Origin of the sequence: Streptomyces catenulae, assembly GCF_000718015.1 — a bacterium.
GTDB classification, from domain to species: Bacteria; Actinomycetota; Actinomycetes; order Streptomycetales; family Streptomycetaceae; genus Streptomyces; species Streptomyces catenulae.
Map to the genome: position 1 here is coordinate 127,570 of NZ_JODY01000017.1, position 13,502 is coordinate 141,071.

Annotated in this window: 21 protein-coding genes; 19 read left to right on the forward strand and 2 right to left on the reverse strand. The window is 71.6% G+C overall.

All coding sequences use genetic code 11. The features are described from left to right. Positions 1-17 precede the first annotated feature (17 nt). Positions 18-809 carry a hypothetical protein gene (locus tag IF23_RS0116865; protein WP_051739618.1) on the forward strand — a complete coding sequence of 264 codons (792 nt, stop codon included), beginning with the start codon at positions 18-20 and terminating at the stop codon, positions 807-809. Further along, complete coding sequence (locus IF23_RS0116870; protein ID WP_030284440.1) at positions 806-1,027, forward strand: hypothetical protein; 222 nt, start codon at positions 806-808, stop codon at positions 1,025-1,027. Before IF23_RS0116865 ends, IF23_RS0116870 begins: the two co-directional genes overlap by 4 nt. A 25-nt stretch (positions 1,028-1,052) precedes the next feature. Here the strand turns inward: IF23_RS0116870 and IF23_RS0116875 are convergent, their stop codons facing one another. After that, positions 1,053-1,346: a hypothetical protein gene (locus tag IF23_RS0116875; RefSeq protein WP_030284441.1), complete on the reverse strand. Its 294-nt coding sequence runs from the start codon at positions 1,344-1,346 to the stop codon at positions 1,053-1,055. Positions 1,347-1,459: 113 nt separating this feature from the next. Here IF23_RS0116875 and IF23_RS32100 point away from each other — a divergent pair, with 113 nt between their 5' ends. The 6 genes from IF23_RS32100 (at position 1,460) to IF23_RS0116905 (ending at position 6,022) form a co-directional block, all read left to right on the forward strand. Continuing rightward, positions 1,460-1,684, forward strand: coding sequence for a hypothetical protein (locus IF23_RS32100; RefSeq protein ID WP_030284442.1), 225 nt, complete (start codon positions 1,460-1,462; stop codon positions 1,682-1,684). A 76-nt stretch (positions 1,685-1,760) separates the two neighbouring features. Next, the gene (locus IF23_RS0116885; RefSeq protein ID WP_030284443.1) at positions 1,761-2,048 is read left to right on the forward strand and encodes a hypothetical protein; all 288 of its coding nucleotides are present in this window, start codon (positions 1,761-1,763) and stop codon (positions 2,046-2,048) included. A 321-nt stretch (positions 2,049-2,369) separates the two neighbouring features. Further along, entirely contained in the window at positions 2,370-2,819 is a 450-nt protein-coding gene (locus IF23_RS32105) for a helix-turn-helix domain-containing protein (protein WP_051739619.1), read from the forward strand. A gap of 3 nt (positions 2,820-2,822) precedes the next feature. Further along, positions 2,823-4,052 carry a PBSX family phage terminase large subunit gene (locus IF23_RS0116895; RefSeq protein ID WP_030284445.1) on the forward strand — a complete coding sequence of 410 codons (1,230 nt, stop codon included), beginning with the start codon at positions 2,823-2,825 and terminating at the stop codon, positions 4,050-4,052. 70 nt (positions 4,053-4,122) lie between these two features. After that, positions 4,123-4,560, forward strand: coding sequence for an HNH endonuclease signature motif containing protein (locus tag IF23_RS31290; RefSeq protein WP_051739621.1), 438 nt, complete (start codon positions 4,123-4,125; stop codon positions 4,558-4,560). Beyond that, positions 4,547-6,022: a phage portal protein gene (locus IF23_RS0116905; protein WP_030284448.1), complete on the forward strand. Its 1,476-nt coding sequence runs from the start codon at positions 4,547-4,549 to the stop codon at positions 6,020-6,022. The genes IF23_RS31290 and IF23_RS0116905 overlap by 14 nt, the downstream gene beginning before the upstream one ends. On the opposite strand, the gene IF23_RS34040 is transcribed toward IF23_RS0116905, so the two are convergent. Continuing rightward, positions 6,023-6,169 (reverse strand): hypothetical protein, encoded by a 147-nt coding sequence (locus IF23_RS34040; protein ID WP_157848019.1) that lies wholly within the window; start codon positions 6,167-6,169, stop codon positions 6,023-6,025. A gap of 267 nt (positions 6,170-6,436) precedes the next feature. Here IF23_RS34040 and IF23_RS0116915 point away from each other — a divergent pair, with 267 nt between their 5' ends. The 11 genes from IF23_RS0116915 to IF23_RS0116965 all read left to right on the forward strand — a co-directional run bounded on the left by IF23_RS0116915 (position 6,437) and on the right by IF23_RS0116965 (position 13,428). Beyond that, on the forward strand, positions 6,437-8,662 hold the full coding sequence (locus IF23_RS0116915; protein WP_051739623.1) for a phage minor capsid protein: 2,226 nt from the start codon (positions 6,437-6,439) through the stop codon (positions 8,660-8,662). 9 nt (positions 8,663-8,671) lie between these two features. Continuing rightward, on the forward strand, positions 8,672-8,848 hold the full coding sequence (locus tag IF23_RS34455) for an Rmf/CrpP fold protein (RefSeq protein ID WP_425423846.1): 177 nt from the start codon (positions 8,672-8,674) through the stop codon (positions 8,846-8,848). A gap of 75 nt (positions 8,849-8,923) precedes the next feature. Then, on the forward strand, positions 8,924-9,628 hold the full coding sequence (locus IF23_RS32110; protein WP_030284452.1) for a hypothetical protein: 705 nt from the start codon (positions 8,924-8,926) through the stop codon (positions 9,626-9,628). 17 nt (positions 9,629-9,645) lie between these two features. Next, positions 9,646-10,635 carry a major capsid protein gene (locus tag IF23_RS0116930; protein ID WP_030284455.1) on the forward strand — a complete coding sequence of 330 codons (990 nt, stop codon included), beginning with the start codon at positions 9,646-9,648 and terminating at the stop codon, positions 10,633-10,635. A gap of 9 nt (positions 10,636-10,644) precedes the next feature. Then, a complete protein-coding gene (locus IF23_RS0116935) occupies positions 10,645-10,869 on the forward strand; it encodes a hypothetical protein (RefSeq protein ID WP_030284457.1) in 225 nt (74 codons plus the stop codon). Positions 10,870-10,872: 3 nt separating this feature from the next. After that, positions 10,873-11,292 carry a hypothetical protein gene (locus IF23_RS0116940; protein WP_030284459.1) on the forward strand — a complete coding sequence of 140 codons (420 nt, stop codon included), beginning with the start codon at positions 10,873-10,875 and terminating at the stop codon, positions 11,290-11,292. Between the two features lie 5 nt (positions 11,293-11,297). After that, the gene (locus tag IF23_RS0116945) at positions 11,298-11,609 is read left to right on the forward strand and encodes a hypothetical protein (protein WP_037678370.1); all 312 of its coding nucleotides are present in this window, start codon (positions 11,298-11,300) and stop codon (positions 11,607-11,609) included. Then, a complete protein-coding gene (locus tag IF23_RS0116950) occupies positions 11,606-11,962 on the forward strand; it encodes a hypothetical protein (RefSeq protein WP_030284464.1) in 357 nt (118 codons plus the stop codon). Before IF23_RS0116945 ends, IF23_RS0116950 begins: the two co-directional genes overlap by 4 nt. Next, the gene (locus tag IF23_RS0116955) at positions 11,959-12,390 is read left to right on the forward strand and encodes a minor capsid protein (RefSeq protein WP_030284466.1); all 432 of its coding nucleotides are present in this window, start codon (positions 11,959-11,961) and stop codon (positions 12,388-12,390) included. Before IF23_RS0116950 ends, IF23_RS0116955 begins: the two co-directional genes overlap by 4 nt. 10 nt (positions 12,391-12,400) lie before the next feature. After that, positions 12,401-12,940 (forward strand): phage tail tube protein, encoded by a 540-nt coding sequence (locus tag IF23_RS0116960; RefSeq protein ID WP_051739625.1) that lies wholly within the window; start codon positions 12,401-12,403, stop codon positions 12,938-12,940. After that, complete coding sequence (locus IF23_RS0116965) at positions 12,940-13,428, forward strand: DUF7426 family protein (RefSeq protein ID WP_030284471.1); 489 nt, start codon at positions 12,940-12,942, stop codon at positions 13,426-13,428. Before IF23_RS0116960 ends, IF23_RS0116965 begins: the two co-directional genes overlap by 1 nt. The last annotated feature ends 74 nt before the right edge of the window (positions 13,429-13,502 follow it).

Below are 13,502 nucleotides of genomic sequence, written 5' to 3' on the forward strand. Positions count from 1 at the left end.
CGAAGGGAGCACCGCCCATGACCACCACCACGTTCGCCCGCCACGAGACCGCCGATGCGCTGCTCGTCGTCCGCCACGAGTGGGCCCGGCTGCTGCTCGCGATCGAGTGCCCGCCGCCGGCCGCCGGGTGGCCGCCGCGCGAGACCCGTGGATTCCTGCGCACCGGCGGGGACGACGAGCAGATCGTCGTCGAGGACCGGTCGCCGCTCGTGCTGCGCGAGCACCCCGCCCCCGCCAATTTGGATGCACTCGACGCGCGGCTCGCCATCGAGCGGATGCTGTACGACCTCGCCGACACCCTTGCCGCCACCGTCCAGCACACCGAGGCGGACGACCCGCGCCGCTGGACGTTCCGCAGCCTCACCTCGCCCGGCAGCCGCGCGCACGGCCCCCACTGGGCCTCGGTATGGATCGAGGGTCGCGTGCTCGACGAGGACACCGGCCCCGAGCAGCAGCTCGACGGCACCCTCGCTCCGCCGCCGTTCGCTCCCCTGCCTCCGCACCTGCTGCACGAGGCACGGCGCACCGCCCGGACCGTCGAGGGCCGCCTGCTGCGCGCCCTCGGGGAGGAACCGCGCCGCACGCCCATACCGAGCAGGGTGTGCCCGTGGTGCGGTAGCGAGCTCACCCTGCACAAGGACCCCGGCGACGACTCGTCGGCCGTGACCTGCTCGACCGGGCCGAGCTGCACCGCCCCGGTGCCGCTCGACCGGCTCGGCCGGCGCGTGTGGACACGCGGCGACCTGGTCGACCTGCACACCGCCCTCGCCACCACGCCGCAGCACACCGAGCGGGGGCGCGCCGCATGACCGCGGAACAGCACGATTTCTTCGGTGAGTTCGAGGCGTACGTCGTCGGCCGGGAGGCCGCGCGGTGGCAGGCCGAGCTCGACCGCCGCCTCGCTCGGCTCGGCGAGCAGCTCGCCGACGTCGCCGCGCAGGCCGCCGTCGAGCTGCCCGAGGCCGGACGGGCGTGGTTCCTGCGCCGGGTGCGGGAGGTGACCACCGAGGCGCGGGCGGGCGGGTAGCTGGCCGCGTCGTGGCTGATCGGCCTTACTTTCCCTTGGCGAGTTGATCGACACGGGGAATGGAAAGGTCGATCAGCTCGGCGACCTCACGCAGCTTGAGCCCGCGTCCGTACCGCAGTTCGCGCACGCCGTCGCTGCGAACTGCCTTGACCCGGCGACCGGCATCGGGCAGCAACTCGTCAGCCAGCTCGCGGGCGGCGAACTCCCGCTCGACCGGGTCGCCGAGCTCGTCGAGGCAGGCGACGGCTGCGTTGATGTGCGCTTCCATGCGGGCGCGCCGGTCGGCGCGTTCCTGCTCAGCGGGGTCGGTGTCGGTCATGGGAGCAGCGTACGGCCTTCGCCGAGATTCTTTTCTAGACCCTCTTGATTTTCTATTTCTAGACCCCCTATAAATGAGGAGTCAGCGCACGCCGACCGAAAGGACGCATCACCGTGCAGACCTTCACGAACGCCGCCCGCAACACCCTCGTCGACGAACTCGACATCCCCGCCGACATGCGCGCCGCCTTCGACAAGGCCACCTACAACGCCTCGCGCAACCTCTGGAGCGTCGACCTCACCGACGACCAGCTCGGTACCGCGCTGCACCTCCTGCGCGCCAACAACCGCAAGCAGGGGCCATGGGGCGACGCGCAGGACGCATCCCGCACTTCCTGATCACCCGCCGTCGATCGGCGCCCCCGTCGAGACATGTGACGGGGGCGGCCGTCCCACCACCGAAGGAGCGAACGTCATGGCATCGGCCAACGCCGTCAGTCGACACATGGGTAAGCGCTTCACACGCAGCCGCCGGGAGTCGGAGGAAGGATTCGAGGTCTTCGCGGGCGACGATCCGGGCTCGGTGATCGTGCACTACGAATGCGGCGACAAGCTGAACCGATCCCTCACGGGTGACGAGCAGCGAGCGCGCATAACCGCGGTGATGGCGGAGTACACCGAGTACCTGCGTGACCGCTGGCACGTGGCGCCGGACCCGGAGATCCGTCCCATGCTCGTACTGCACGACCACACAGCGGCGTAGCCGAACCCGTCCCCCGTACGCTGCGCCCGCCTCGGTGACCTCGCCACCGAGGCGGGCCAACCGCCGCGAGGGGGCAACCCTCATGGAAACCGCCAAGGCGTACGGCGTTGAGACCGTCCGCCGGGGCGCCGCTTGACTTCTCGGCCGGGCGCCCGCCCCGGGGAAGTCCAGCAACTCGACGCATTTCGAGAAGGGTTGCGCCGTTATCTCTTCGTGACCTAATGTTGGGGCCGTCTCCGGCCTGCCCGGAAACTCCCCGATCTCGTACGCCCCGCCGTCCCCCGTCGGCGGGGCGTACGTATGCCCGTAGGGAGGTGACGCGTGGCCGAGCCGATCACCGCCCGCGACCGCGAGGGCGTTCGCCGCCTGCACGCCGAGGGCCAGTCGCGCAACAAGATCGCCCGGACGATCGGGCGCAGCGCCGCCACGGTGAGCAAGATCGCGCGCGCCGAGGGGCTCGCCTTCTCCGGGGGCGCTCGGGTCGCCGCAGCCACCGAGGCACGGCGGGCCGATGCTGCGGCGCGGCGTGAGCAGCTCGCCGACGAGGCGCTCGACGGTGCCCTCGGGCAGGTCACCAAGACCACCGGCGCCGATTCGGCGCGCGATGCCCGCGACCACGCCACCGCCGCCCGAGCCTTGACCGAGGTGCACGCCCGTGTCGCCGAGCTCGCCCGTCATACCGGGAGCGGCAGCGCGGGCGGCTCGATGCTCGACAAGCTCGCCGACGCCCTGCTCGGCCCGCCCAACGGTGGTGACCGCGACGGGGGGTGAGCCTTGACCGTACCCCTGTCCGACAAGCAACTGCGCTCGATCCGCGAGTCGGCCCGCGCGCGCATCTCGATCTGGCACGGCAGCGTTCGCTCGGGCAAGACCATCGCGAGTCTTCTCGCGTTCCTGCTCGCGCTACGCCGGGCGCCGGCAACCGGGTTGATCCTGGTGTGCGGCCGGTCGTTGCAGACGATCGAGCGGAACATCATCGAGCCACTTCAAGACCCCGGGTTGTTCGGGACTGCGGCCGACGAGGTGCGGCACACCCGCGGTGCGACCACCGCGAACATCCTCGGCCGCACCGTGCACCTGATCGGTGCGAGCGATGCGCGGGCCGAGGGCCGGCTGCGCGGCGCGACCGCCGCCCTTGCCTACGTCGACGAGGCGACCCTCGTCCCCGAGGGGTTTTGGACACAGCTGCTTGCCCGCCTGTCCGTGAACGGTGCGCGGCTGCTCGCCACCACGAACCCGGACGCGCCGAGACACTGGCTCCGCACCTCGTACCTCGACCGCGAGGCCGAGCTCGACCTCGCCTCGTGGCACTTCCGCCTCGCCGACAACCCCAGCCTTTCCGAGGCGTACGTCGCTGCCCTGTCGGCCGAGTACGTCGGTCTGTGGCGGCGCCGGATGATCGATGGCGCGTGGTGCGTCGCCGAAGGGTCCGTGTACGACATGTTCGACGAGGCCGAGCACGTCGTCGACGAGCTACCGCCCATGCGCCGACACTGGCTCGGCGTCGACTACGGCACGAGCAACCCCTTCTCCGCGATCCTGCTCGGCCTCGGCGACGACGATCGGTTGTACGCGGTCGCCGAGTGGCGCCACGACGCCCGCCGGGTTCACCGGCAGATGACCGACGCGCAGTACAGCCGCGCCGTGCGCGCGTGGCTCGACGAGCTCGACGTCGAACCGGCGTGGACGTTCGTCGACCCCTCGGCCGCCTCGTTCCTCACTCAGCTATGGGCGGACGGGCACCCCGGCGTCGCCCGCGCCGACAACTCGGTGCTTGACGGCATCCGTTCGACCGCGACCGCCCTCGACTTGGGGCTGCTGCGCGTGCACCGCTCGTGCGAGGGGCTGCTCGGCGAGCTGCCCGGCTACGCATGGTCGGAAGAGGCCGCCGCGCGCGGCGAGGACAAGCCCCTCAAGCAGAACGACCACTCGGTCGACGCGCTGCGCTACGTCGTCCACAGCACCGCGCACGAATGGCGAGGGCTGCTCGCCCCGGCCGCATAGCGCACCCCGACCACCGCCCCGCCCGCACCTGTTGGCGCCTGGGCCTCGTCATGAAGGGGGGCGGCGCACTGTGTGTACTGGCTGGGCCGACCGTTTCCTCGCCACCGTCACCGACGCCCCGGGCGGCTGCTGGCAGTGGACCGGCTACCTGATGCCCAACGGGTACGCCCGCATCAGCGTCGACGGCGAGCGGCGGTACGCGCACCGCGTCGCCTACGAGGCGTTCGTCGCCCCCATCCCCGACGACCTCGTTATCGACCACCTGTGCCGCAACCGCGGATGCGTGAACCCCGAGCACCTCGACGCCGTAACGCAGCGCGTCAACGTCCTGCGCGGGCAATCGTACGCCGCCGCCCGCGCCCGACAGGTCGCGTGCATCCGAGGTCACCGGTTCGACAACGCCAACACCTACCGGGCCACGAACGGAACCCGGAAGTGCCGCAGGTGCCGGGCCAACGCGCGAAACCGCGCCCGCAACAGACAGGGGGCGACCTGTGCCGCTGCCTGACAGCAACGCCCCGTGGCCACCGCCGCAGCTCGCCCCGATGTACCGCGAGATGCGCGTCGACGACGCCTGGTACTCCGGCGACCGAACCAAGCTCGCCGAGATCTACCAGCACCATCCGCAGCGCGAGGACGGCCGACGCCGGTTGTGGTCCCGCAACCGCGCCCCGCAGCCCGGCAAGCGCGACACCCGCCTGCACATCCCGCTCGCCGGCGACATCGCCACCACGAGCGCCGACCTGCTGTTCTCCGAACCGCCCGCGTTCACCGTCCCGGACACCGGCGCACAGGATCGCCTCGCCGAACTCGTCGACGTCGGCGGCATCGAGAACACCCTGCTCGAAGGGGCCGAGGTCGCCGCCGCGCTCGGCGGCGCGTATCTCCGGGTCACGTGGGATACCTCGCTCGCACCCCGCCCGCTGCTCACAGCCGTGCACGCCGACGCCGCCGTACCGCGCTTTCGCTGGGGGCAGTTGACCGAGGTCACGTTCTGGCACGAGCTCGCCTCGGACGGCTCAACCGTATGGCGCCACCTCGAACACCACGAACCGGGCCGCATCCTGCACGGCCTGTACGAGGGGACCGTCGACAGCCTCGGGCGGCGCGTGCCGCTCACCGAGCACCCCGAGGTCGCCGACCTCGCCGCCTCCCTCGGCCCCGAAGGCGACGCGATCGAGACGGGGATACCCGAGCTCACCGCCGCGTACATGCCCAACATCCGGCCCAACCGCCGCCACCGCGGAAGCCCGCTCGGCCGCTCCGACTACGCCGCGCCCCTGCACGACCTCATGGACGCACTCGACGAGACATGGTCCTCGTGGCTGCGCGACATCAGGCTCGGCAGGGCGCGGCTGATCATCCCCGACGGGTATATGCGCGATCACGGGCCGGGTAGCGGGGCCTCGTTCGACGACGACCGCGAAATCTGGCAGGGACTGAACATCCCGCCCACCGAAGGCGGGGGCATCACCTTGTCCCAGTTCGCGATCAGAGTCGCCGAGCACCAGTCGACCGCCGACTCGCTCGTGCAGCAGGCCATACGCTCCGCCGGCTACTCCGCGCAGAGCTTCGGACTCGGCGACCAGGGCGCCGCCGTCACCGCGACCGAGGTCACCGCCCGCGAACGCCGGTCGATGATCACGCGGGGCAAGAAGTCGCGGTACTGGCGCCCCGCCCTCGCGCACGTCCTGCTCGTCATGCTGCGACTCGACCGAGCGATGTTCACCCCGGGCCTTGTCGTCGACCGGCCGCGCGTCACCTTCGGCGACGGCGTGAGCGAGGACCCGCAAACGGTCGCACAGACCCTGTCCCTGCTCCAGCAGGCGCAGGCCGTGAGCACCGACACGAAGGTTCGCGCGCTGCACCCCGATTGGGACGACACCGACGTACAAGCCGAGGTCGACCGCATCCTCACCGAGACCGGCGCAGCCGTGCCCGACCCCATGCAGGCCGGCGTGCTCGACTAGCTACCCATTCCCGAAGATCTTCCCGATCAGCCTTTCTGCGCGCGCCCTGATCTGCGGGTCAGGGTGCGCCATTGCCACCGCGAGCAGCACCATAACGAGGGCGAAGAAAGAGCCGGAAACAGCGGAGATCTGCACATCAATTTCCATGCACAGAACGCTACATGACGCCCCATGAGGCCCTTTGACTCTTATCGCTATACACCTTGAAGACGAAACTGCAAGTCTTTAGATTCAAATACATCGACAAACGCCCTGATCAGGGGCTTCTGTGGTCGCAGTCGATCGCTAATCGTGCCTTATAACCTCACCCCCGCTCCCACAAAGAATCGTGACACAAGTCACATTGGGTGTTTCTTTTCTGTCACCTCTTAAAGGAAATCGCCAGGGGGTGACGTCATGCCAATTCACCCCGGGATGGTCGAGGATCTCTCGGCCGGCGTGCGCGATCTGTACGCGGACGCCGAGGCGCGGCTGCTCGGCATCGTGGCGCGGCAGCTCGCGGACGGGTACGAGGCGCCCGGCTGGGCCACGGCCAAGCTGCGCGACATTCAGCCGCTACGCCGTGCCGCACAGGGCATCGTCGATGCCCTCGGCAGCGCCATGGAGTTGGAAGTCTTCGACGCCGTCGCCGAGGCGTACAGCATCGGTGCGCGGGCGGGCCTGGTTGAGCTCGGCGCCCTGCACGACGCGGACGCGCGCCGGATCGCCGACACCACCCCCAACACGCGGGCGGTCGACCGGCTCGCGCAGGAAACCGTCGACCTCGTCACCGAGACGCACCGGGGGATTCTGCGCGGCGTCGAGGACGGGTACCGGCAGGTGGTCGCCGAGGTGTCAGCAACGCCGCTGCTCGGCATCGACACCCGTCGGCAGGCCACGCAGCGCGCCATGGAGCGGTTCGCCGACCGCGGTCTACGGACATTCGTTGACCGGTCGGGGCGTGCGTGGCAGATGACGAGCTACGCCGAGATGGCCGTGCGCACGTCTGTCGGGCGTGCGGCTGTTGAGGGGCACGGCGACCGGCTGCGTGCCGCCGGTCTCGATCTCGTGATCGTCTCCAACGCGCCGCACGAGTGCCCGCTGTGCGCGCCGTTCGAGGGCAAGGTGCTGTCCCTCGACGGTCCTGGTGGCGCGCGGTCGGTCGAGGTCGAGCACGCCGTCGAGGACGGCCGCATGGTGCGCGTGCAGATCGCCGGGAGCCTCGACGAGGCCCGGCAGCGCGGCTTTCAGCATCCCAACTGCCGCCACTCGACCAGTGCTTATCTGTCCGGTGTCACCCGTGCCCCCGTCGAGCACTCCGAGGATCCCGTCGGGTACGAGGCGAGTCAGCGGCAGCGGGCGATCGAGCGTGGCATCCGGAAGTGGAAGAACCGCGTCGCCGCCTCGACGTCCCCCGAGGGCAAGCGGGCGGCCGAGGCCAAGGTGCGGCAGTGGCAGAAGCGCCAGCGCGAGCACCTCGCCGCGCACCCCGAGCTCATCCGCCGTCGCGAGCGCGAGCAGCTCGGCGCAGGCAACCTGCCCCCGAGCCGCGGCACCGCCGGACACCCCGGCGCCCCTGGCGGTCCGGGGTCGGATGCGTTCGAGGCCGCGCGCGTCCGCTCCGGTGACGCGCGCACCCTGCCCGAGATGAGCGACGAGCAGCTCGGCGCCGCGATCCGCCCCGGAGTCCTCGACGACCGCGACCGCGACCGCATCGCCACCGAGGCCGACCGCCGCGACGAGCAGGCCCTGCTCGACCGCATCCGACCGCACGGCCAACTCGTCGACAACCTCATCGAGTTCAGCGACGACGAGCTCGCCCGCGTCTCTCCCCACCTCGGCGACGACGACATGCTGCGCGTCATGGCCGAGGCCGACCGGCGCGATATAGACGCCGCACTGCCCGGGGCCCGACGTGACCTTGTCGGCATGTCCGAGCACGACCTCGCCGCCCGCGCCCGGCACGTCGAGGGCGACCGGCCGGCGATCGGCGCCGAGATGCACCGCCGGCGGCTGCTCGCCGAGGTGTTCCCCGACGGGCGCCTCGCCCGCGATCTGTCAGGCGTCGGCGACGACGTGCTCGGGTGGGCCGTGCGCTACGCCTCCCCCGAGGACGCGGCACGCATCGCCGACGAGATCGACGCCCGGTACCCGCCCGCCCCGCTCCCCGAAGCGTCCGGCGCGCACACCGTCGAGGGTCAGCTCGCCGACCGTGCTGCGGTAGACGAGGCCCTCGAACCGGCCGCGCCGCCGGACGCGTGGAACGGCCTTGCCGTCGACTGGTACGAGGGCATGACCAGCACCGAGCGATGGGTCGCCGAGCGTGAGTACGCCGACATGCAGCAGCGCACCGCCTACACCCGCGAGCAGCTGCGCGAGATGTACCGCGAACACACATGGGCGCAGTACATGGACGCCGAAGACGCCACGAACGGTTACCTGCTTTCCCGCGAGGCCCGAGCCGCCGGCGTTGATCCCGCATCACTGTTCAGCGGTCCCGCGCACGTTGCCTACGCCCGCGCCTCGGAAGAGCTCAAACGGTATTGGGCGGACCACCCGCGCATGACGTTCGTGGAGTACGAGGAGATGGTCACCGGGCAGCGCAGCACTGCCGCCGAGACCGCTCGTGTCTCTCGCAACGCCCAGAACAATCGGCTCTAGGGGGTGGCTGTGGGCACCCGAGGTGACCTTGTGCGCGCACTGCGCGCCGGTATCGACGCCGGTCGCGCCGCATCCCCTGTGAGCGCGTGCCCCTACCCCCGCGGCGACCTGCGCCGCTCGGCATGGGTGCGCGGCTACGCCAAGGCCCGAGCGCTCCCCGGCGCCGCCGACAACGGCAGCAAGTAGACCTCTCCCCTTCTTCTCTCTCGGCCCGCCGCTGGCGGGCCTCTCCCTCTTTCCACACCCCGGAGGCGCGCCCGTATGCCCGAGCACTCTCTCGACGAGACCCTGCCGACCCACCCGCGAACCGGCGAGCTTGCCCTCGGTCTGCGCCGCGATGGGCGCCCGATCTGGCCCATCAAGGGCGGTTCGGGCGAGGGCGGCGACCCTGCACCGACCGGCGCCCCGAACACCCCGCCGTCGGACGCCCCGGCCCCCACGTCGAGCACGCCACCGGCCTCGGACCCGGGTACCGCGCAGCAGCTCGTCGACGCCGCCAAGCGGGCCGATGAGGCCGCCGCCGAGCGCGACGAGCTGCGCGCCGCCCTCGACGCGGTAACCCGGGCGCTCAACCCCGGCGCCGACGACAACGCGCAGGACCCGGCGCAGCTCGCCGCCCGTGTCGCCGAGCGCGACAAGCAGCTCGACCAGGTCGCCGCCGAGCTGCGCACCGCCCGCGCCGAGCTCGCCGCCTACAAGGCCGCGGGCGAGCAGGGCGCGCGGGCCGACCGGCTGCTCAACTCCCGGGCGTTCGCCGAGGCGCTCGCCGCCCTCGATCCGGATGACGCGAAGTTCGGCGAGCAGCTCGCCGCCGCCATCACGGCCGCGGTTGAAGCCGACCCCGAGCTCTACCGCGCCGCGCCCGCAGCGCCGACGCGGTCGGGCGCCGAGTTCAACGGCGCCCCGGCCGGTGAACGTCGCCCCGCTTCCCTGCACGACGCCATCGCCGCCCGCCTCGGCGGCTGACCAAGGAGCCCTGAACCATGGCGATCACCCTCGCCGACGCCAAGCTGAACACCCTCGACGACATCGATCTGACCTTGATCGACGAGTTCCGCAAGAGCTCGTGGTTGCTCGACAACCTCACGTTCGACAACTCGGTGAACCCTGCCGGGGGCGGCGCGACGCTCACCTACGGGTACACCCGTGTGATCGAGGAGCGCGGCGCTGCCTTCCGCCCGTTCAACACCGAGTACGACGTCGCCGAGGCGCGCCGCGCCCGCTTCACCGTCGACCTCGCCCCGCTCGGCGGTGCGTTTCAGGTCGACCGTGTCCTCGCCGCCCTCGGCCCGGCCGCGACGAACGAAGTCGCCCTACAGATGGGGCAGACGGTCAAGAGCGCACGGGCGTTCTTCGCCGATCAGGTCATCAACGGTCGCCGCGACCACACCCCCGGTGCCGAGACCGGGTTCGACGGTCTCGACGTCGCCCTCGCCGCGTCCACCACGGAAATGGGCACGGGCGACGTACTGGACTGGACCGGCGCCGCCCTCGGCGACGACCAGGCCGCGGCGCACGACGCGCTCGACGTCCTCGACGAGTGGCTCGGCCTGCTCGACGGCACCCCCTCGGCGATCCTCGGCAACAAGCGCACCATTGCCCGCGTGCGCTCCCTGGCGCGCAGGGCCGGCTACTACACGCGCAGCGAGGACACGTTCGGGCAGACCGTCGAGAGTTACGCGGGTATCCCGTTCGTCGACCTCGGCGACAAGGCCGGCAGCAGCGACCCGGTCATCGCCATCGAGGACCGCGAGGGCCTCGGTACGGGCCTGTCCGACCTGTACGCGGTGCGTCTCGGCCTCGACGGTTTCCACGGGGTGAGCACGGTCGGCACGCAGTTGGTGCGGCAGTGGCTGCCGTCCTTCGACTCCGCCGGCGCCGTAAAGCGCGGCGAGGTCGAGCTCGGCCCCGTCGCCGTCGCGCTCAAGGCCACCAAGTCCGCGGCCGTACTGCGCAACATCCGCGTTCGGTAAGGGGGCAGCGTGCGCTACGAGATCACCGCCCCCGCGAGCGGTGACACGGGGTTGGTTGCCGGGGTCGCGTTCACCGCCGGCCACGCGCTCGTCGCTGACCCGCCGCCGGGCGCCGTCGAGTATTTCCGCCGCCACGGCTACCGCATCACCCCCGCCGACGACGGGCCGCAGGACTCCAAACCTGCGGCCCGTGCCCGCTCCCGCAACAAGCCGGGACCAAGCGAAGGGGGGTGAGCCGTGGGCCGTGTCTACGCCGCCCGCGAGCAGCTCGCCGCCTACCTCGGAACCGCGCTGCCCGACGACGCCGAGCGGCTGCTCGCCCGCGCGTCCGAGGACATCGACGCCGCGCTGCTGACCGCCATCTACCGCACCGACGAGATGGGTTATCCGGTCGAGGCCCGTATCCGCGCCGCCCTGGCGAGCGCGGTCTGTGCGGAGGTCGAATACTGGCTCGCGACCGGCGAGGACGGCACCGGCACCGGGGAGCAGTGGGACGCGGTCAGCATCGGCCCCGTCAGCCTGTCCGGCCGCAGCAGCCCGCCCGCGCCCCCCGTCGTGAACGGTGTCGAGCTCGCGCCGCGCGCGTACCGGGCGCTGCACATGGCCGGTCTGCTGCCCGGCGAGGTGCTCGGCCCCGATGAGGTGTACCCGTGGTGAGGCGCGTGCCCGGGTGGTTGCTGCGCCACCGGATCGCCATCGAGCCGTACCTCGGCGATACGGCGTACGGCCCTTCGTTCGGTCCACAGGTTGTGGACGTGCCCGCCCTGGTCGACGAATCCCCGCGCATGGTGCGCGGCGCGGACGGCCGCGAGGTGCTCGCCACCGCGACCGTGATCGCCGCCCCCGATCTGCACTGCCCGCCCGGCTCCCGCATCACGTTGCCCGACGGGCGCACCACCACCGCACTCACCGTCGCCCACCACACCGCCCCGGGGCTGCCCGTGCCGGCGAACACGGAGGTGAGTTGCGAATGAGTCCGCAGCGCGCCCGGCTGACGTGGAACGGCGCCGCCGCCTCGGCGGTCATCCGCGAGGCAGCCGCGCGCGGTCTGCTGCTCGGCGCCGAGCACACCCTCGCCGCATCCCGGCAGCGCGTGCCGATCGCCGAGGGCACCCTCGAACGCTCCGGCGCCGCGAGCGTCGACGAGCAGCAGCTCGCCGCGGCCGTGTCCTACGACACCCCGTACGCCGTGCGCGTGCACGAGGACCTCAACGCGCGGCACTCCCCCGGCCGGGCAGCGAAGTACCTGGAATCCGTACTGCCCGAGGTCGCCGACGACGTGCAGGCGTTGATCGCCGCGCAGGTCCGGCGGGCGCTGCGCTCGTGAGTTACACCGTCGACCTGCTCGACGGTCTCGCCCGCCTGCTCGATGCCGCCGGGGTCGGCTGCTACCGGCCCGACGGGGTGTACATCGCGGGCGAGACCGCGATCACCATCGCCGCTACCCCGCCGGTCCCCGACCGCGTGATCTGCCTGTCGGCGTATCCCGTCCTCGACTCCCCCGCGCTCACCGACACCACCACCGGCATCCAGGTGCGCACCCGTGCGGGCGCGGACCCGCGCGAGGTCGACGCGCTCGACGACGCCGTGTTCGACGCGCTGCACGCATCCGGGCCGTTCCTCTTCGGCTCGGTGCGCGTGCAGCTCATCTCTCGCGCCTCGGCCTCGCCGATCGGCGCCGACACGTCCGGCCGCATGGAGCGGTCGGCGAACTACCACCTGCGCGCGCACCGCGCGCACCCCCGCCTCGAATAAGGAGACCGCCATGCACAACCCCACGCCGCCGGCCGAGACCGTGACCGCGCTCGCGCGCCGGTACCGCCTGGAACTCGACATGGGCACCGAGTACGCCCCCTGCTGGACCCTGGTCCCCGGGATCACCGAGTTCACGACGAAGATCGAGCCCACGCAGCAGGACGTCAGCACGTACGACACCGAGGGGTGGGTCGAGCAGGCCGTCACCATGCTCGCCTGGTCGATCGAGGTCACCATCGCCCACCGCGCGCACCCGGACACCGGGGAGTTCAACGCGGCGCAGGAAGCGCTCCGCCGGGCGTCGATGCGGTTCGGCAGCGAGTCGTACGTGCGGGTGCGCTACTACGACCGCAACGGCGCCAACGACGCGTACGAGGGCACGGCCCTGGTCACGTGGGAGCCCGACGGGGGCGGCCCGGACGAGATCGACAGTGTGAAGATCACGCTCACCGGCTCCGGTCGGCTGAGCGGGATCTGCAACCCGGCCGCCCTTCCGGTCATCCGCCTGACGGCCGAGTTCACCGGCACCGACGACGAGGTGAGCAACTGATGGCGTTCAAGGAGATTGGCCAACTCCTCAACGATGGCCTGCACTTGCCGATCGGGGAGCGCACCTACACCGTGCCCGCGCCGTCGGCCGAGACCGGTCTGCGCGTGCAGGCGATCATCAACGCCGCCGCGGTCGCCGCCGACGGGGGCGAGGCCGACGAGCAGGTGCTCGCGGACGCCGCCGAGCGCGACCTGTACCGCGACGCCCTCGGCGCCGCCTACGACGAGATGATCGCCGACGGCGTGACCTGGCCCGAGCTGAAGCACTGCGCGATCACCGCCATGGTCTGGATCGCACAGGACACTGAGGCCGCCGAACGCTACTGGGACGCCGGCGGCGACCCTTCTCGACTGGCCCCGAACCGGGAGACGCGGCGCGCACAGGCCCGATCGGGCGCGGCGAGCTCGACCCCGAATCGGGGCTCTTCGAGTGGTACGAATACCCGCCCGGTGCCGGGCCCCGGCGCGGCCACGCAGCCGACGGGCTGACCTGGTCCCGCATCCTCGACGAGTGGCCGCTCGTCGAGGCTGACCTGCACGAGGTCTACGGAATCGACCTCGGC